Source organism: Pseudomonas acericola (SeqCode) (genome assembly GCF_053456465.1).
In genome coordinates, this window is sequence record NZ_JBRFJB010000002.1 from 544,079 (window position 1) to 561,591 (window position 17,513).

The 17,513-nt window shown below is 61.8% G+C and carries 19 protein-coding genes; 14 read left to right on the forward strand and 5 right to left on the reverse strand.

Going from position 1 to position 17,513, the window contains the following annotated elements:
• Nucleotides 1-25 precede the first annotated feature (25 nt).
• The 6 genes from lysS to ACU688_RS08540 all read left to right on the forward strand — a co-directional run bounded on the left by lysS (nucleotide 26) and on the right by ACU688_RS08540 (nucleotide 5,342).
• Nucleotides 26-1,528: a lysine--tRNA ligase gene (gene lysS, locus ACU688_RS08515; RefSeq protein WP_448184362.1), complete on the forward strand. Its 1,503-nt coding sequence runs from the start codon at nucleotides 26-28 to the stop codon at nucleotides 1,526-1,528.
• 106 nt (nucleotides 1,529-1,634) lie between these two features.
• Nucleotides 1,635-2,351: a TetR/AcrR family transcriptional regulator gene (locus ACU688_RS08520; protein ID WP_026136994.1), complete on the forward strand. Its 717-nt coding sequence runs from the start codon at nucleotides 1,635-1,637 to the stop codon at nucleotides 2,349-2,351.
• Nucleotides 2,352-2,394: 43 nt separating this feature from the next.
• Complete coding sequence (locus tag ACU688_RS08525) at nucleotides 2,395-3,672, forward strand: flavohemoglobin expression-modulating QEGLA motif protein (RefSeq protein WP_017738326.1); 1,278 nt, start codon at nucleotides 2,395-2,397, stop codon at nucleotides 3,670-3,672.
• Nucleotides 3,673-3,847: 175 nt separating this feature from the next.
• Nucleotides 3,848-4,753, forward strand: coding sequence for an alpha/beta hydrolase (locus tag ACU688_RS08530; RefSeq protein ID WP_448184363.1), 906 nt, complete (start codon nucleotides 3,848-3,850; stop codon nucleotides 4,751-4,753).
• Nucleotides 4,750-5,076, forward strand: a complete 327-nt coding sequence (locus ACU688_RS08535; RefSeq protein WP_124526059.1) for a PA3694 family proteiin — start codon at nucleotides 4,750-4,752, stop codon at nucleotides 5,074-5,076. Before ACU688_RS08530 ends, ACU688_RS08535 begins: the two co-directional genes overlap by 4 nt.
• An 80-nt stretch (nucleotides 5,077-5,156) precedes the next feature.
• Nucleotides 5,157-5,342, forward strand: coding sequence for a hypothetical protein (locus tag ACU688_RS08540; RefSeq protein WP_448184364.1), 186 nt, complete (start codon nucleotides 5,157-5,159; stop codon nucleotides 5,340-5,342).
• Nucleotides 5,343-5,394: 52 nt separating this feature from the next.
• On the opposite strand, the gene lptF is transcribed toward ACU688_RS08540, so the two are convergent.
• The 3 genes from lptF to ACU688_RS08555 all read right to left on the reverse strand — a co-directional run bounded on the left by lptF (nucleotide 5,395) and on the right by ACU688_RS08555 (nucleotide 7,278).
• Nucleotides 5,395-6,180 carry a lipotoxin F family OmpA-related lipoprotein LptF gene (gene lptF, locus ACU688_RS08545; protein WP_207039837.1) on the reverse strand — a complete coding sequence of 262 codons (786 nt, stop codon included), beginning with the start codon at nucleotides 6,178-6,180 and terminating at the stop codon, nucleotides 5,395-5,397.
• A 56-nt stretch (nucleotides 6,181-6,236) separates the two neighbouring features.
• Nucleotides 6,237-6,647 carry a DUF4398 domain-containing protein gene (locus ACU688_RS08550; protein WP_177343934.1) on the reverse strand — a complete coding sequence of 137 codons (411 nt, stop codon included), beginning with the start codon at nucleotides 6,645-6,647 and terminating at the stop codon, nucleotides 6,237-6,239.
• Nucleotides 6,648-6,933: 286 nt separating this feature from the next.
• Nucleotides 6,934-7,278, reverse strand: a complete 345-nt coding sequence (locus tag ACU688_RS08555; protein ID WP_124526056.1) for a pilin assembly protein — start codon at nucleotides 7,276-7,278, stop codon at nucleotides 6,934-6,936.
• Nucleotides 7,279-7,461: 183 nt separating this feature from the next.
• Here ACU688_RS08555 and ppc point away from each other — a divergent pair, with 183 nt between their 5' ends.
• The 6 genes from ppc (at nucleotide 7,462) to ACU688_RS08585 (ending at nucleotide 14,053) form a co-directional block, all read left to right on the forward strand.
• Nucleotides 7,462-10,089, forward strand: coding sequence for a phosphoenolpyruvate carboxylase (ppc, locus tag ACU688_RS08560; RefSeq protein ID WP_448184365.1), 2,628 nt, complete (start codon nucleotides 7,462-7,464; stop codon nucleotides 10,087-10,089).
• 279 nt (nucleotides 10,090-10,368) lie between these two features.
• Nucleotides 10,369-11,016: an adenylate kinase gene (adk, locus tag ACU688_RS08565; RefSeq protein ID WP_017738318.1), complete on the forward strand. Its 648-nt coding sequence runs from the start codon at nucleotides 10,369-10,371 to the stop codon at nucleotides 11,014-11,016.
• A 90-nt stretch (nucleotides 11,017-11,106) separates the two neighbouring features.
• Nucleotides 11,107-11,790 (forward strand): tRNA (adenosine(37)-N6)-threonylcarbamoyltransferase complex dimerization subunit type 1 TsaB, encoded by a 684-nt coding sequence (gene tsaB, locus ACU688_RS08570; RefSeq protein WP_448184366.1) that lies wholly within the window; start codon nucleotides 11,107-11,109, stop codon nucleotides 11,788-11,790.
• Between the two features lie 257 nt (nucleotides 11,791-12,047).
• Nucleotides 12,048-12,338, forward strand: a complete 291-nt coding sequence (locus tag ACU688_RS08575) for a hypothetical protein (RefSeq protein ID WP_448184367.1) — start codon at nucleotides 12,048-12,050, stop codon at nucleotides 12,336-12,338.
• Nucleotides 12,338-13,198 carry a DUF72 domain-containing protein gene (locus tag ACU688_RS08580; protein WP_448184368.1) on the forward strand — a complete coding sequence of 287 codons (861 nt, stop codon included), beginning with the start codon at nucleotides 12,338-12,340 and terminating at the stop codon, nucleotides 13,196-13,198. The genes ACU688_RS08575 and ACU688_RS08580 overlap by 1 nt, the downstream gene beginning before the upstream one ends.
• 27 nt (nucleotides 13,199-13,225) lie before the next feature.
• Nucleotides 13,226-14,053 carry an isocitrate lyase/PEP mutase family protein gene (locus ACU688_RS08585; protein ID WP_448184369.1) on the forward strand — a complete coding sequence of 276 codons (828 nt, stop codon included), beginning with the start codon at nucleotides 13,226-13,228 and terminating at the stop codon, nucleotides 14,051-14,053.
• 1 nt (nucleotide 14,054) lies between these two features.
• On the opposite strand, the gene ACU688_RS08590 is transcribed toward ACU688_RS08585, so the two are convergent.
• On the reverse strand, nucleotides 14,055-14,675 hold the full coding sequence (locus tag ACU688_RS08590) for an energy transducer TonB (RefSeq protein ID WP_448184370.1): 621 nt from the start codon (nucleotides 14,673-14,675) through the stop codon (nucleotides 14,055-14,057).
• Between the two features lie 96 nt (nucleotides 14,676-14,771).
• Here ACU688_RS08590 and ACU688_RS08595 point away from each other — a divergent pair, with 96 nt between their 5' ends.
• Nucleotides 14,772-15,554: a class I SAM-dependent methyltransferase gene (locus tag ACU688_RS08595; protein ID WP_448184371.1), complete on the forward strand. Its 783-nt coding sequence runs from the start codon at nucleotides 14,772-14,774 to the stop codon at nucleotides 15,552-15,554.
• Between the two features lie 123 nt (nucleotides 15,555-15,677).
• On the opposite strand, the gene ACU688_RS08600 is transcribed toward ACU688_RS08595, so the two are convergent.
• Nucleotides 15,678-16,313, reverse strand: a complete 636-nt coding sequence (locus ACU688_RS08600) for a TetR/AcrR family transcriptional regulator (protein WP_448184372.1) — start codon at nucleotides 16,311-16,313, stop codon at nucleotides 15,678-15,680.
• A gap of 93 nt (nucleotides 16,314-16,406) precedes the next feature.
• Between ACU688_RS08600 and ACU688_RS08605 the strand changes: the two genes are divergently transcribed.
• A complete protein-coding gene (locus ACU688_RS08605; RefSeq protein ID WP_305432910.1) occupies nucleotides 16,407-17,507 on the forward strand; it encodes an efflux RND transporter periplasmic adaptor subunit in 1,101 nt (366 codons plus the stop codon).
• Nucleotides 17,508-17,513: the final 6 nt, after the last annotated feature.

Sequence of the window (17,513 nt, forward strand, 5' to 3'; positions counted from 1 at the left end):
ATTCTGTGATGGAAGATTTAAAGACATGAGCGACCAACAACTCGACCCGCAAGCCCTGCAACAGGAAGAAAACTCCCTGATCGCCCTGCGCAAGGAAAAGCTTGCTGCCGAGCGCGCCAAGGGCAATGCCTTCCCCAACGACTTCCGTCGCGAAAACTACTGCGATGCGTTGCAGAAGCAATACGCCGACAAGACCAAGGAAGAGCTGGCAGAGGCTGCGATCCCGGTCAAGGTGGCAGGTCGCATCATGCTCAACCGTGGCTCCTTCATGGTGATCCAGGACATGACCGGGCGCATCCAGGTCTACGTCAACCGTAAAACCCTGTCGGAAGAAACCCTGGCCGCGGTGAAAACCTGGGACATGGGCGACATCATCGCCGCCGAAGGCACCCTGGCCCGTTCCGGCAAGGGCGACCTGTACGTTGAGATGACCAACGTACGCCTGCTGACCAAATCCCTGCGCCCACTGCCGGACAAGCACCACGGCCTGACCGACACCGAGCAGCGCTACCGCCAGCGCTACGTTGACCTGATCGTCAACGAAGACGTGCGCCACACGTTCCGTGTGCGTTCGCAAGTGATCGCGCACATCCGCAGCTTCCTGATGGCGCGTGACTTCCTCGAAGTCGAAACGCCGATGCTGCAAACCATCCCTGGTGGTGCTGCGGCCAAGCCGTTCGAAACCCACCACAACGCGCTGGACATGGAAATGTTCCTGCGTATCGCGCCGGAGCTGTACCTCAAGCGCCTGGTGGTTGGCGGCTTCGAGAAAGTGTTCGAGATCAACCGCAACTTCCGTAACGAAGGCGTTTCGACTCGTCACAACCCAGAATTCACCATGTTGGAGTTCTACCAGGCTTACGCCGACTACGAAGACAACATGGACCTGACCGAAGAACTGTTCCGCGAACTGGCGCAGCTTGTTCTTGGGACTACCGACGTGCCTTACGGCGACAAGGTGTTCCACTTCGGCGAGCCGTTCGTGCGTCTGTCGGTGTTCGATTCGATCCTCAAGTACAACCCTGAGCTGACCGCTGACGACCTGACCGACATCGACAAGGCTCGCGCCATCGCCAAGAAAGCCGGGGCCAAGGTGCTGGGCTTCGAAGGCCTGGGCAAACTGCAGGTGATGATTTTCGAAGAACTGGTGGAGCACAAGCTGGAACAGCCGCACTTCATTACCCAGTACCCGTTCGAAGTGTCGCCGCTGGCCCGTCGCAACGATGACAACCCGAACGTCACCGATCGTTTCGAGCTGTTCATCGGCGGCCGTGAAATCGCCAACGCCTACTCCGAGTTGAACGACGCGGAAGATCAGGCCGAGCGCTTCATGGCCCAGGTGGCCGACAAGGACGCCGGCGACGACGAAGCCATGCACTACGACGCCGACTTCGTCCGTGCCCTGGAATACGGCATGCCGCCGACCGCTGGTGAAGGCATCGGCATCGACCGCCTGGTGATGTTGTTGACCAATTCGCCGTCGATCCGCGATGTGATCTTGTTCCCGCACATGCGGCCACAAGCGTAAGCGTAGCGAAATCCGAAGCCGCCTTTTATAAGGCGGCTTTTTTATGCGGCGTAATTAAGCGTCAAGCAAACAGCGCCAGGTTTTGATCTATTCAAGGATGTGTGTGGTGAACCGCGTTATGGCTCAAGAAGGCGCCGCCGGCATTGCTGCTGCCGTGGCGGAAAGTGTCCAGTACCAAGGCCGCAAGGCCAGTCGCCGGGGCAGCGAGCAGCGCCGGCAAGATATTCTCGATGCGGCCATGCGCATCGTCGTGCGTGACGGCGTACGTGGCGTTCGCCATCGCGCAGTGGCGGCAGAGGCCGGCGTGCCGCTGTCGGCCACCACCTACTATTTCAAGGACATCGACGACCTGCTCACCGATACCTTCGCCCAATACGTTGAACGCAGCGCCGCGTTCATGGGCAAGCTGTGGGTGCGCAACGAAGGCCTGTTGCGGGAGATGGTCGCCTACGGTGATGGCAGCCCGCAGTCGCGCTCGCAACTGGCCGATGACATCGCACGGCTGACGGCCGACTACGTGATGCGCCAGTTGACCAACCGTCGTGAACACTTGATGGCCGAGCAGGCGTTTCGCCAGGAAGCCTTGTTGAACCCGCGTCTGGCCGAGTTGGTGCGCTCTCACCAGCAGATCCTGTTGCAGGGTACCGGGCAGTTTTTTCAGGTGTTGGGTTCGCGCGAGCCGCAGCAGGATGCCAAGGTGTTGACGGCTATAATCGGTCGGATGGAGTATCAGGGCCTGCTCGGCAGTGCAGACAGCCTGACCGGTGAAGAGATGCTTGAGATCCTCAAGCGCTATATGCATTTGGTGTTGGCGTCGGTCTGACGTAGGCTGCTGGGGCACATAACGTTTAAAGAGGAAGTTCCAGGTGGACGATTACCAGCAGACGATACGCACCTTGTCTGATCGCATTGTGCTGGCGCAAACACCGATTCGCGTCCTCGACGCCGTGAAGTGGGACGACAGCATTCGCCAGGGTTTCCTCAAGGCCAAGGGCAAGGAAATGCCGGCCGTCAGCCGTGACTATTACCTCAACCGGCCGCTGTCGTTCGACTCCAGTGCGGTGAAGCTGGAGTTCCAGAACATCGAGCGCGACATCACCCGTCGCCTTGGCCAGTTCAGCCCGGTGGGGCAGATCATGCGCCGCATGTGCCGCGAGTACCGCATGGTGGTACGCATGCTCGAAGCGCGTGGCACCGAAGACTTCGGCCTGATCTCCCAGGAGCTCTACGGCGCCGCCTCCGATGCGTTCCACGCCGGCGACCCGACCCTGGCCGACCTCGGCCTGATGCTCTCCGACTACCTGAACAACATCGACGGCCGTGGCGACTTGAAGGACGAGGCCAAGACCCTCACCGCCAAGGACGCCGTGGCCCTGCTGCAAACTCGCCTGAACAAGGTGTTTGGCGAGGCCGAGGAAACCATCCGCGTGTTCGAGTCCGACGGTATCGTCGCTGACGCGGCGGCGGGCGCCGACTACATCAAGATCCGCGCAGACGCGATGTTCAACGACCGCGACGTACGCGCCCTGGAAGTGCATGAAGGCCTGGTGCACGTCGGCACCACCCTCAACGGGCAGAACCAGCCGATCTGCACGTTCCTGTCCAAGGGCCCGCCGTCGTCCACCGTGACCCAGGAAGGCCTGGCGATCCTGATGGAGATCATCACTTTCGCCTCCTACCCGAGCCGCCTGCGCAAGTTGACCAACCGCACCCGCGCGATCCATATGGTGGAAGAGGGCGCCGACTTCCTGCAGGTGTTCGAGTTCTTCCGTGAACAGGGCTTTGAAATGGCCGAAAGCTACGGCAACGCCAGCCGCGTATTCCGTGGCTCGGTGCCGACGGGTCTGCCGTTTACCAAGGATTTGTCCTACCTCAAGGGCTTTATCATGGTCTACAACTACATCCAGCTCGCCGTGCGCAAAGGCAAGCTGGAACAAGTGCCGCTGCTGTTCTGCGGCAAAACCACCCTGGAAGATATGCGCACCCTGCGCCAATTGGTGGACGAAGGCCTGGTAGTGCCGCCCAAGTATTTGCCGGAGCAGTTCCGCGACATGAACGCGCTGGCGGCGTGGATGTGCTTCTCCAACTTCCTCAACCACTTGAGCCTGGATCGGATCGAGGCGGATTACTCCAACATTCTTTGAAGGATCTGCCTGACGAAACCGGATCAAAAATGTGGGAGCTGGCTTGCCTGCGATAGCGGTCTTTCAGTTGAAACAGTTGTGACTGATACACCGCTATCGCAGGCAAGCCAGCTCCCACAGTTGATCTCATTTGTGCTTGAGAGATGAGTCCAACATTTCAGCGAGGCTTCAACGGATGAGAATCCTCGGCATTCTGTGCCTGCTACTGACCTTGAACGGCTGCAGCTCCCTGCTGTTCTACCCCGAACCCGGCCTGCCGTTCACCCCGGAAAAAGCCCATCTGGCCTACCGTGACATCACCCTCACCACCGCCGATGGAGTAAAACTCCACGCCTGGTGGCTACCGGCCAAACCCGGCGTACCGCTCAAGGGCACGGTGCTGCACCTGCATGGCAACGGCGGCAACCTGGCTTGGCACCTGGGCGGTAGCTGGTGGTTGCCGGAACAGGGCTATCAAGTACTGCTGCTGGACTATCGCGGCTATGGCCTGTCCGAAGGCAAGCCGTCATTGCCGGCGGTTTATCAGGACATCGACGCCGCGTTCAGTTGGCTCGACAAGGCTCCCGAAACGCAAAACCAGCCTTTGATCGTCCTCGGCCAAAGCCTAGGCGGTGCGCTGGCGGTGCATTACCTGGCGGCCCACCCGGAGCGTCAGCCGCAACTCAAGGCCTTGGTTCTGGACGGCGTGCCCGCCAGTTATCGTGACGTAGGACAATTCGCCCTGAGCACCTCCTGGTTAACATGGCCGTTGCAGGTGCCCTTGTCCTGGCTGGTGCCGGACACCGACAGCGCGATCCAGGCCATGCCGAAGCTGACCGGTGTGCCGAAACTGCTGTTCCACAGCCTGGACGACCCGATTGTGCCGGTGGCCAACGTGATCCGCCTGTACCAAGCGGCGCCACCGCCGCGAGTGCTGCAACTGACCCGTGGCGGTCATGTGCAGACCTTTGCCGACAAGACCTGGCAAACCGTGATGCTGCGCTACTTGGACGACCCCCAGCACTTCAACGGCCTACGCCGCCTGGGCGAGATTCCGAATTATCCCCTTCCCAAAGTTGATTCATCAGAGAGCCCGCAATGAGCGAAGAACGCAACATGATCCCGCTGATCCTCACCGGCATCGGCACCATTATCGGCACCGTCGGCTGCCTGTGGTTCTACGGCTACCTGCACTTTGCCAAGCCGGAAGACGCGCTGCTGCTCAGCGACTTCACCATGCTCAAGACCGTGCCCGGCGAGGATTACAAGATTTCCCTGACGCCGGCCGCGCAAGTGGCACAGTGCGTGGATGGCGTGTTGGTGATGTTTGATACCGACCAGAAAGGCCTCAGTGGCGTGCTGGTGAACAACAAGAAACAGGCGGTGCGCTGCATGGGCCAGGAAACACCGCAGTTGCAGCAGTAAGTCGCGCGCAGAAATATCTGGAACCGTTTTGTGTAAGGCACCACACAAGGTGACACAACTTACACGGGACGGGGTGGAACGTGGCGATAACGATCGGTGCGATACGCAACATGTTGGACATGGCCAGGGGGCAAGCGGCGTTGGAGCGCCGCGACGCGCAGGAGCAGGCGCTCAAGACGCTGCTGGCCAAGCTTTCGGACAATTCATACGGCACGCCAAGCCTGATACTGCCGGACGAAGATAGCGGCCGTCAGATCAAATTCTGAGCGTCAAAAAAAACCCACCTCACGGTGGGTTTTTCTATGCTGCGCCAATCAATCAGTTAGCGACGGAAGACCGTGGCTTGACCGGCTGGTTGTCGTTGGAAATGGTCACTTCCACCCGACGGTTCATGGCACGGCCCGACACGCTGCCGTTGTCGGCAACCGGGTATTCCTTGCCGTAACCCTGGGTCACGATGCGCGAAATATCCACGCCTTGCTGTGCCAGTGCACGTTGTACGGAAGCGGCACGACGCTCGGACAGGCTCTGGTTGTAAGCGTCCGAACCGGTGCTGTCGGTGTAGCCTTCGACGATCACTTTACGGTCCGGGTTATCGCGCAGGAACTGCGCCAGCTTGGTGATATTCACCAGGCCGCTGGATTTCAGGTCGGACTTGTTGGTGGCGAACAGCACGTCACCAAAGGTCACCAGCGTACCGCGATCGGTCTGCTTGGCGTTCAGGCTGTCTTGCAGTTGCTTGATCTGTGCGTCACGGGCTTCCAGCAGGGCGCGGGCACGGTCGTCGCCGGCGTTTTTCAGCTTGGCTTCGGATTCGCGCAGAACGATGGTGTCCTTGGCCACTTCAACGCGTTGGTTGGTCAGGTAGGCCAACTGGTCGACCTTCTTCTGGTCTTCCTTGTCGCGATAGGCTTTGTCGGCCTTGTCCAGCCATTCGCTGGCGTCCTTGGTTTCCAGCGCCGCCAGCTTGGTGGCTTGCGGGTTGGTTTGCAGGGCCGAGTAGTTGGTCCGTGCGTTTTCCAGGTTCGCGTTCGGCGGGGTGGAGCAGGCCGCCAGGGCAACGCTCATCGCCAGCAGGGCAGGGATCATCAATTGTTTACGCATAGTCATGTCGTCCTTTCAATTCGATATCGGGTGCAATGCAATCGGGTGGCGGCGGCTTATTGCTGTTTGATCACAGCCGGGCGCATGCCTTCCTGACGCAGCTCCTGAACAGCTTTCTGGGAGTCCTTCACAGCCTGCTCAGCCTTGGCGGCCTGGGCTTTGCGCTCTGCAACGCGAGCGTCCCATTCGGCTTGTTCGGCCAGGCGACGGGCTTCGTCGTAGTTCTTGTCGTGCATGGCGATTTCGGCTTGCTTGAGCTTGTCCTGGGCCGACTTCATTTCCACGGCGGCGTACTCGGTACCGCCAGCGCTGACCGCGCTGTTCACGGCAGACTGGGTCACCGCGTATTGCTCGGTCGGCGGGTTGCCGGCGCAGCCCGCGAGAACGAAGCTGGTGCCGATTGCCAGCGCGGCCAATTTAAGCCCGCGCAGGTGGTTAAACGAGGATTTGGCAGTGCTGGTCTTCATCGTCTTCAACTCCATTGGATAACTCCTGAAAAACTTCAAAATCCATCCTGGGAGGTCGGTTGCGGGCCCGGCGGATAAGGCACATGACGCCAGTTCAAACGGCCGTTCCAAGTGATGGCTTACTGGCTGTGACCGGAGGCTTTTTTGAATAGTTCAGAGAAGATGGCGATTTGCCTAAAAAAATATCTGACTGATTGGTCAGCGAAAAAACTTGGAACTTCTGCGTTGCGCAGGGGTACGCCGGGCCTGCGAAAGGCCCGGAATACAAGGGGTTTACCGCAAGGTGTCAGTGTTTCGGTTCGTCGGCTCCCGCTGACAAATCATGCAGATAGCGGCGCGACAGCGTGAGGAAGCGCGGGGTAGGGCCGACGTCTTCGTACAGCGGGTCGCCCTCTTCATCGGTGGCAATCACCTGCTGGCCCTTGATGTAGGGAAAGCTCGCTTCCAGCTCTTCAAGGGCGGCGCCGATCAGCTCGCCGAGCAGTTCCTCAGGGTGGCGCTTGGGGTACATCTCGGCGATGGCCGCCAGCCGTGCGGCGGACTCCATATCCAGATGGATCGCGTACTCGGTCTTGGTCAAGCGACCCTTGGCGTTCTCTTCCCAATGTTGGGCCAGTTCTCGAATTTTCATGGCAACCTCAATAAAGCCCGCGATAGCAGGCGGTGATGAGTGACCAGCCGCGCGCGTGGATAAACGCGGCGACTCAGTGTTGAGACTAGCTGCATCCCACAAGGTTTAAAGTCTTGTCAGAAATGGATGCTGGCGGCACTCTGGCAGACCTGCGCGTCCCGGAATCCTGCTGGAGATTGGCTGATGAGTGATATCGATGCACGCTTGCGTGAGGACGTTCACCTGCTGGGTGAACTGTTAGGCAATACCATTCGAGAGCAGTACGGCGACGGTTTTCTCGACAAGATCGAGCAGATCCGCAAGGGCGCCAAGGCCGACCGGCGTGGCGCTGGCGATGAATTGAGCGCCAGTCTCAACCAGTTGCAGGAAGACGAGCTGCTGCCGGTGGCCCGGGCCTTCAACCAGTTCCTCAACCTGGCCAATATCGCCGAGCAGTACCAACTGATTCACCGGCGCGATGAGTCGCAGCCGGCGCCGTTCGAATCCCGCGTGCTGCCCGAGCTGCTGGCGCGCCTGCAAAGCGAAGGCCACAGCAATGAATCCCTGGCCCGCCAGTTGGCGCGGCTGGAGATCGAACTGGTACTCACCGCCCACCCCACCGAAGTGGCGCGCCGCACCCTGATCCAGAAATACGATGCGATTGCCGCGCAACTGGCGTTGCAGGATCACCGCGACCTCACCACGGCCGAGCGCCAGCAGATCCGCGAGCGCCTGCAACGGCTGATCGCCGAGGCCTGGCACACCGAAGAAATCCGTCGCGTGCGCCCCACGCCTGTCGACGAAGCCAAGTGGGGCTTCGCGGTGATCGAGCATTCGCTGTGGCACGCCATCCCCAATTACCTGCGCAAGGCCGACCAGGCCCTGCACGCCGCCACCGGCCTGCGCCTGCCCCTGGAGGCCGCGCCGATTCGCTTTGCTTCCTGGATGGGCGGCGACCGCGACGGCAACCCGAACGTCACCGCGCCGGTGACCCGCGAAGTGCTGTTGCTGGCACGCTGGATGGCGGCGGACCTGTACCTGCGCGACATCGACCACCTGGCCTCGGAGCTGTCGATGCAGCAGGCCAGCCCGGCGTTGCAGGCCAAGGTCGGCGACAGCGTCGAGCCGTATCGTGCGTTGCTTAAACAGTTGCGCGAACGCCTGCGTGCAACGCGGCAATGGGCCCACGCGTCATTGACCGCCGCGACCCCGGCGCCGGTCGAGGTCCTGCAAAACAACCGTGACCTGCTCGACCCGCTGGAGCTGTGCTATCAGTCGCTGCACGAATGCGGCATGGGCGTGATCGCCGACGGCCCGCTCCTCGATTGCCTGCGCCGCGCCGTGACCTTTGGTTTGTTCCTGGTGCGCCTGGATGTGCGCCAGGACTCCAGTCGGCATTCGGCGGCCATGACTGAAATCACCGATTACCTCGGCCTGGGCCGTTATGAGGACTGGGACGAAGATGCGCGCATCAGCTTCCTGACCAAGGAGCTGACTAACCGTCGACCGCTGCTGCCGGGTTACTTCAAACCGTCGGCAGACACCGCCGAGGTCTTGAATACCTGTAGGGAAATTGCCGCCGCGCCTGCTGCTTCGTTGGGTTCGTATGTCATCTCCATGGCCGGCGCTGCGTCGGACGTACTCGCGGTGCAACTGCTGCTCAAAGAGTCGGGCGTGCAGCGGCCAATGCGTGTGGTGCCGTTGTTCGAAACCCTGGCCGACCTGGACAACGCCGGCCCGGTGATCGAGCGCCTGTTGCTGCTGCCGGGCTACCGCGCGCGCCTGCAAGGCCCGCAGGAAGTGATGATCGGCTACTCGGACTCGGCCAAGGACGCCGGCACCACCGCCGCTGCCTGGGCGCAATACCGCGCACAGGAGCGCTTGGTGGACATCTGCCGCGAGCAGCAGGTGGAACTGCTGTTGTTCCACGGGCGTGGCGGCACCGTCGGGCGTGGCGGCGGGCCGGCCCACGCGGCGATCCTGTCGCAGCCGCCGGGCTCGGTGGCGGGGCGCTTCCGCACCACCGAACAAGGCGAAATGATCCGCTTCAAGTTTGGCCTGCCGGACATCGCCGAGCAAAACCTCAATCTCTACCTGGCAGCGGTGCTGGAGGCGACCTTGCTGCCACCGCCGCCGCCGGAACCGGAGTGGCGCCATTTGATGGACGAATTGGCGGCAGACGGCGTCAGCGCCTACCGCGCCGTGGTGCGGGAAAACCCGCAGTTCGTCGAGTACTTCCGCCAGTCCACCCCGGAGCAGGAACTGGGCCGCTTGCCCCTGGGCAGTCGCCCGGCCAAGCGCCGTGCGGGGGGCATCGAAAGCCTGCGCGCAATTCCGTGGATCTTCGGCTGGACCCAAACCCGCCTGATGCTGCCCGCCTGGCTCGGCTGGGAAGCCGCGTTGAGCAAGGCGCTGGAGCGTGGCGAAGGTGAATTGCTGGGGCAGATGCGCGAGCAGTGGCCGTTCTTCCGCACCCGCATCGACATGCTGGAGATGGTCCTGGCCAAGGCCGATGCGGACATTGCCCGGCTGTATGACGAACGCTTGGTGCAGCCAGACCTGTTGCCATTGGGTGCGCACTTACGCGACCTATTGTCGCAGGCGTGCAGCGTGGTGCTTGGCCTGACTGGCCAGTCGCAACTGCTGGCGCACAGTCCAGACACCCTGGAGTTTATCCGCCTGCGCAACACCTACCTCGACCCCTTGCACCTGTTGCAGGCCGAGTTGCTGGCACGTTCGCGCCAACAAGAGGCGGCGCAGGACAGCCCTCTGGAACAGGCGCTGCTGGTGTCCGTGGCCGGTATTGCCGCTGGTTTGCGCAACACCGGCTAAGGTTTTCCAAGGGTTCTCAACGGCTTGCAGATAAACCACGGCGGCCGCCCGCAAATGGGCGGTCGGCGTTTGTGGCGGTGGGTTGCACCCAGGCACACCCTACCTATGACGCATGCCCTGCGCGGGTTCCTGCGACTTTTGGCGGCTTGTATGGTGACGGCCCGCTGTGTATCTTGATCAGCCTTTGGCCGTTTGGGCGGCCCGAATCCTATTTTTACGCGATTGGCCCCACGCGGCGAATCCGAGCATCATCTCTATAAAAAATTGAGGAGCACATCAATGCGCGTCATTCTGCTGGGAGCTCCCGGGGCCGGTAAAGGTACTCAGGCAAAGTTCATCACTGAAAAATTCGGCATTCCACAAATCTCCACCGGCGACATGCTGCGTGCAGCGGTCAAGGCCGGCACCGAGCTGGGCCTGATCGCCAAGAGCGTGATGGACAGCGGTGGCCTGGTGTCCGATGACTTGATCATCAACCTGGTCAAGGAACGCATCAGCCAGGAAGACTGCAAGAACGGCTTCCTGTTCGACGGCTTCCCACGCACCATTCCCCAGGCTGAAGCCCTGGTGAAGGCGGGCGTTGAACTCGACGCAGTGGTTGAAATCGCGGTTGAAGACGAAGAAATCGTCCAGCGTATTGCCGGTCGTCGCGTTCACGAAGCCTCGGGCCGCGTGTACCACACCATCTACAACCCGCCAAAGGTTGAAGGCAAGGATGACGTGACCGGCGAAGAGCTGGTGCAGCGCAAAGACGACACCGAAGAAACCGTGCGTCATCGCCTGTCGGTCTACCACTCCCAGACCAAGCCGCTGGTGGATTTCTACCAGAAGCTGTCGGCTGCCCAAGGCAAGCCGAAGTACAGCCACATCCCAGGTGTTGGCTCGGTCGAGGCGATCACTGCCAAAGTGCTGCAAGCACTGAGCTGATCACTCGATTTGCTTCATCTATAACGGCCCGCTTGCGGGCCGTTGTTGTTTATACTGGCGCACTTTTTTTCGACTTGGAAACCCACACCGATGAGCACCCTGCTGGCCCTGGACACCGCGACTGAAGCTTGCTCCGTTGCCCTGCTGCACGATGGCAAGGTCACGAGCCACTACGAGGTGATCCCGCGCCTGCATGCGCAGAAGCTGTTGCCGATGATCAAGCAGCTGCTGGAAGATGCCGGCACCACCCTGTCTGCCGTCGATGCCATCGCCTTCGGCCGTGGCCCCGGTGCGTTTACCGGTGTGCGTATCGCTATTGGCGTGGTGCAGGGCCTGGCGTTTGCCCTGGAGCGCCCGGTGTTGCCGGTGTCCAACCTCGCCGTGCTGGCCCAGCGCGCCTTGCGCGAGCACGGTGCCCAGCAGGTGGCCGCGGCCATTGATGCGCGCATGGATGAAGTCTATTGGGGCTGCTATCGCGAGACGGCGGGGGAGATGCGCCTGGTGGGCGTCGAAGCCGTGCAGCCGCCGGAGGCGTCGGTATTGCCGCAGGACGCCAGCGGTGACTGGTTCGGTGCTGGCACCGGCTGGGGTTATGGCGAGCGTATCGGTGTGCAGTTGGTGGGCCAGGATGCAGCGATGTTGCCCCACGCCGAAGACCTGCTGACCTTGGCCCGCTTCGCTTTCGAGCGTGGCGAAGGGATTCCCGCCGACCAGGCCGCGCCGGTTTACCTGCGCGATAAAGTCGCGCAGACCAAGGCCGAACGCGGCCTGTAAATGTGGCGAGGGAGCTTGCTCCCGCTGGGCTGCGTAGCGGCCCCAAAAAAAGCGGGAGCGCTGCGCACTCCAGCGGGAGCAAGCTCCCTCGCCACAGGTCCTCCGCGAGCGTAAACGCGCCGCTAAATGCGCCAATCGTCAGAATTTGCCCCAGCTTTTAAACCTTTTTCAAATTATGTGTTCTAGTTATCACCAGAGCATTTGCGCGCTACGGATTGCGCCACTAAAATGCCATTACCGATAGCGAGTTCGCGCCCATGCGTATTGATGGCTTTTCCTCACAGTCCTACCCAATCAAGCGCAAGCCGCGTAAGGCAAACGCGACGGTGGACGACGCTGTCGAGGATTCGCCGGACTTCATCGAAGTCCAAGCCGATGCGCAGGCCAATGCCCAAGCGCGTATCAGCGGTCTTCCCGCCCGTCAGCAAGACATGGTCTTCCCCCGCTCCATGAGCAAAAGCGTTGCCACCGCCCTGGCCAGCTACCTGACCACCGCCGGCTTTGTCGATTGGGATATGGAAGTGCTGGGTCTCGACATCCACATCTGATGCGCCTGCCTTATTTCATCGGTTGCCCGTCCTGGAGTGAAAACGCCTGGCGCGAGTACCTGTACCCGGCCGATGCGCGTTCCAGCGATTACCTTGCCCTCTATTCCCAGGTCTTCAACGCCGTTGAAGGCAACACCACGTTTTATGCGCGGCCCTCAGCCGCCACGGTGCAGCGCTGGGCCGAGATCATGCCCGAGGATTTTCGCTTCACCGCGAAATTCCCGGGTGATATCAGCCATGGCGGCGACTTGCGCGAGCAGTTGCCGGCAGCGGAAAGTTTTGTCGGCTTGATGAGCCCGCTGGGTGAGCGTGTATCGCCGATGTGGCTGCAATTGTCGGCGACGTTCTCGCCACAGCGGCTCGCCGAGTTGGCCGGGTTTATCGACGGCCTGGAACGCCCGCTGGCGGTGGAAGTGCGCCACCCGGAGTTCTTCGCCAAGGGCGATGCCGAGCGCATGCTCAACCGGCTATTGCGGGACAGGGGCGTTGAGCGCATCTGCCTGGACCCGCGTGCGCTGTTCAGTTGCACGTCCACTTCGGCGGCGGTGCTGCATGCCCAAGCGAAAAAACCCAAGGTGCCGCCACGCCCGGCAGCGCTGACGCTGTTTCCCCAAGTGCGATTTATCGGTCATCCCGAGCTGGAAGCCAACGATCCGTTCCTGGTCCCGTGGGTCGCGAAAGTCGCCGACTGGATCGAAGAGGGCCGCACGCCCTACGTGTTCCTGCACACCTCGGACAACCGCCTGGCCGCGCAACTGGCCCTGCGCTTCCACGATCAACTGATGGGGCGTCTGCCCGGCCTGCCGCCGCTGCCGACCCTGAATCGAGCGCCCGCTGTGGAACAACTGGGGTTACTCTAAGGCTCCTTTTTTCGCCAGGAGCCAGACATGGATGCCCAAACCCTTCGCGCCGAAACCTTCAAGGCCTTGCATGAGCGTGATCGCGCCTTCGTGATGCCCAACCCGTGGGATGCCGGCTCCGCGATCATGCTCGCCAGCCTCGGTTTTGAAGCCCTGGCCACCACCAGTGCCGGCTATGCATTCAGCCTCGGCCGCCCGGATGCGGAAGGCGCGTTGTCCCTGGAAGACACCTTGAGTAATGCCAGCGCTATCGTGCAGGCGACCGCGTTACCGGTGGCGGCGGACCTGGAAAACGGCTTCAGCGACACCCCCGAAGGCTGCGCCCAGACCATCCTGCGCGCGGCGGCCAGCGGTATCGTCGGTGGTTCCATCGAAGATGCCACCGGCATTGCGGTTGACCCGATCTATCCCTTCGACTTGTCAGTAGAGCGCGTGGAAGCCGCCGTTGCCGCAGCCCGCAGCCTGCCATTTCCCTTCACCCTGACCGCCCGCGCAGAAAACCTCCTGCATGGCCGCCTGGATTTGCCTGACACCATCCGCCGCCTGCAAGCCTACGCCGAAGCCGGCGCCGACGTGCTCTACGCGCCGGCCTTGCGCAGTGCCGAGGAAGTGCTGGCGGTGGTCAAGGCTGTCGCGCCCAAGCCGGTGAATGTGTTGATGTCCGGCGGCCTGAACCTAAGCGTGGCGCAGTTGAGCGAGATGGGCGTGCGGCGCATCAGCGTCGGCTCGGCCCTGGCGTTGGCGGCGTATGGCGAGTTCTATCGGGCGGCGCAGGAGGTGTATGAGTTGGGCACGTTTACCTTCACCGAACGCAAGATGCCGTTCAGCCAGGCCAACGCTTTCTTCAAGGATTGAGTCAGGCGGCCAGGCGCAGGTTCTGTGTGACCAGCGGGCGCGCCCAGTAGTAGTCGAAGTCCAGGGCCTTCTGTTGCTCCACCAGTTCTTCGTCCGGGTACGGCGTGGCGGCGGGTGGCAGCAGGTCCAGTTCGAACTCGGCGATGGGCAGGTGAAGCGGGCGCGGTTCGGGGGCCGGGCCGGGCTCCGGCAATGGTTGGCCGGCGGTCAATACGATGGGACGGACCCAACCGCTGTCGAAATTCTGCTGGCGCTGTTGGGCGACGATTTCGTCGTCCGGGAACGGTGTGGCCGCCGGTGGCAGCAATTCGGTCTCGAACTCGGCAATCGGCAGGAACAGCGGCTCAGGCGGGGCGATCTCGGTGTCTTTCACGTCGCACTCACGCTGGGTGAGGATCTGTGACAGCAGGTCGGCGCCAGCGCGCGGTTCAACTTCCGGGTCCAGCGGTTCCGGCGCCTGGGCGGCGAGCGCGTCCGGCGTGCCGCCGAGCTGCTCGGCCAACGCCCGGGCGAAGAAGTCCTGCCACACATGACTCACCCCGGCCAGCGCTTGGGTATTGCGCAGGCCGTAGTGGTTATGGGTCGGCAGTACACCGATGGTTTGGGGAAGAATGTCTGACATTTTTCTCGGTCGACGCTCAGCTCTGGCAAAATACCTGACTGTTGGTTTTATCGGCCGTTGTTTGCCGATCCTTAATATTTTTGAGCGTAGCGATTGATGAGCGAACAACCAGCGGCCAGCCGCATCCGGGTCGAGGCCTTGGCCGAGGGTTTCCAGGCCCTTGCCGAACAATGGGCGACGCGGCTTGACCTGCCTTTGCAACTGGCGGATGCGGATTTTTCCCTGCAAGTCGGCGAGCAAGGCCTACAGCTGCAACAGCTGGGGCCTGATGCACCGGGGGCGGTGCGCGTGGACTTCGTCGAAGGCGGCGCGGCGCACCGGCGTTTGTACGGCGGCGGCAGCGGGCAGATGATTGCCAAGGCCGTGGGCATCGCCCAAGGCGTGCGGCCACGGGTGCTGGACGCCACGGCGGGGCTGGGCAAGGACGCTTTCGTGCTGGCCAGCCTGGGCTGCGACATGAGCCTGATCGAGCGCCAGCCGCTGATCGGCGCCTTGCTCGAAGACGGCCTGGCACGTGGAGCGGATGATTTTGAAGTGGCGCCGATCGTGGCGCGCATGAAGCTGCTCAAGGGCAATTCCATCGACGTGATGCGCAATTGGGAGGGCGAGCCGCCGCAGGTGATCTACCTCGACCCGATGTTCCCGCACCGTGAGAAAACCGCCCTGGTGAAGAAGGAAATGCGCCTGTTCCGGCCGTTGGTCGGCGATGACCCGGATGCCCCGGCCTTGCTCGCTGCGGCGTTGGCCCTGGCTAGCCACCGGGTGGTGGTGAAGCGGCCACGCAAGGCGCCTTGCATCGAGGGGCCCAAGCCGAGCCACGCGTTGGATGGCAAGTCCAGCCGGTATGACATTTATCCGAAGAAGGCGCTCAAGGGCTGAGTTGTTTAGTGGCCTTTAGGGCCTCATCGCAGGCAAGCCAGCTCCCACACTTGAAAGTATTCACAAATCAAAATGTGGGAGCTGGCTTGCCTGCGATGGCGCCAGCCCAGACAACACAAGGCCTCAGGCCCGATAAGCCCGCATAAACAACCCCACCACATCCCGCACATGCGCCTCGGCGGCTTCCTCACTCAACTGCCCGCCACAGCCATACAGCAAGCAGAAATTCGCCGTGCCCTTGAGCAGGCAAAAGAAGTGCTCGGCCGCCGTAAACGGCTTGTCGATGCTCAACGCACCGCTCTGGTCGATCTTGCTCAACAGGCGCTCCATGCCTTGCAGCATGCGCATCGGCCCGGCTTCGAAGAAGATCTGCGAGAGTTTCACGTCCTGATTGCCGGTGGTCATCATCAGGCGGTGCAGGTTCACCGATTCCTCGCTGTTGATCAGCCGATGGAACCCCCGCGCGATATTCAGCAACACCGTCTCCACGGGTATGCCAGCGGGCAGCTCGAAGTACATCACCGGCAGTTGTTCCTCGCACGTTGCCACCACGGCAGCGGTGAACAAGGTCTCTTTGTCGGTGAAGTGGCTGTAGACGGTCAGCTTCGACACGCCGGCTTCCAGTGCCACCGCGTCCATGCTGGTACTGGCGTAACCATTGCTCAAAAACAGGATTTTCGCTGCTTCGAGGATAGCCTGGCGTTTTGCCATGTCCTTGGGACGCCCGGGGCTATTGGTGTTTACAGGATTGTCGGACATTTTCACCTTTAATACTGGACTGGCGAGTTTGGTATTAATAACATACCGGCCAGTATAATTATTCCTAGCTCCATTTGCGAAAGGTCCTTCAGCATGCGCAGCACTTTCCTGCCCCTTGCGTTGCCTGTCAGCTTGGCTTTCCTGCTGGCCGCCTGCGGTCACGAGGAAGCACCCCAGACCGTTATCCGCCCGGCCATGGTGGTGCAACCGCAACCTTCGGCGCAGGCGACGGACAGCTACCCCGGCGAAGTGCGTGCGCGCTATGAGCCGGACCTGGCCTTTCGCATTGGCGGCAAAGTCAGCAAGCGCCTGGTGGAGGAGGGCGAGCGGGTCAAGGCCAACCAGCCGCTGGCCGAGCTGGACCCGCAAGACGTGCGCCTGCAACTGGAAGCCACCCGCGCCCAGGTCGCTGCCGCCGAGGCCAACCTGAGCCTGGTGCGCGCCGAGCGTGACCGCTACAAGACCCTGATGGACCGTCAGATGGTCAGCCGTTCCCAGTACGACAATTCGGAAAATCTCTACCGATCCGGCGAAGCGCGCCTCAAGCAGATCAAGGCCGAGTTCGACGTGTCGAGCAACCAGGCCGGTTATGCCACGTTGCGCGCGCCGCAGGACGGCGTTGTCGCCAAGCGTGCGGTGGAAGTGGGCCAAGTGGTGTCTGCCGGCCAGACGGTGTTCACCCTGGCCACCGATGGCGAGCGTGAAGTGTTGATCAGCTTGCCGGAGCAAGGTTTCGGTCGATTCAAGATCGGCCAGCCGGTGTCCGTCGAGTTGTGGAGCCAGCCCGACCAGCGTTTTGCCGGGCGTATTCGTGAGTTGTCGCCGGCCGCTGATCCAAAATCACGCACCTTCGCTGCGCGTGTGGCGTTCACCGGTGGCAAGGTCCCCGCTGAACTGGGGCAAAGCGCTCGTGTTTTCATACAGGCCGACGGCGTGATTCCCCTGTCGGTGCCGCTGTCTGCCCTCAGTGCAGAAAATGGCGATTCCTACGTCTGGCGTGTACAGGCGGACAACACCCTTAAACGCACGCCGGTACGCATCGGCGCGTTTGGCGAGAAGAGCGTGCCAGTGCTGGAAGGCCTGAGCCCCACGGACTGGGTGATCGCAGCGGGTGTGCATGTGCTCCATGAGGGCCAGCAAGTGCGCCCGGTGGACCGCTCCAACCGAGTGGTGAATCTGGCGGCCAAGGAGTAGTCCCCG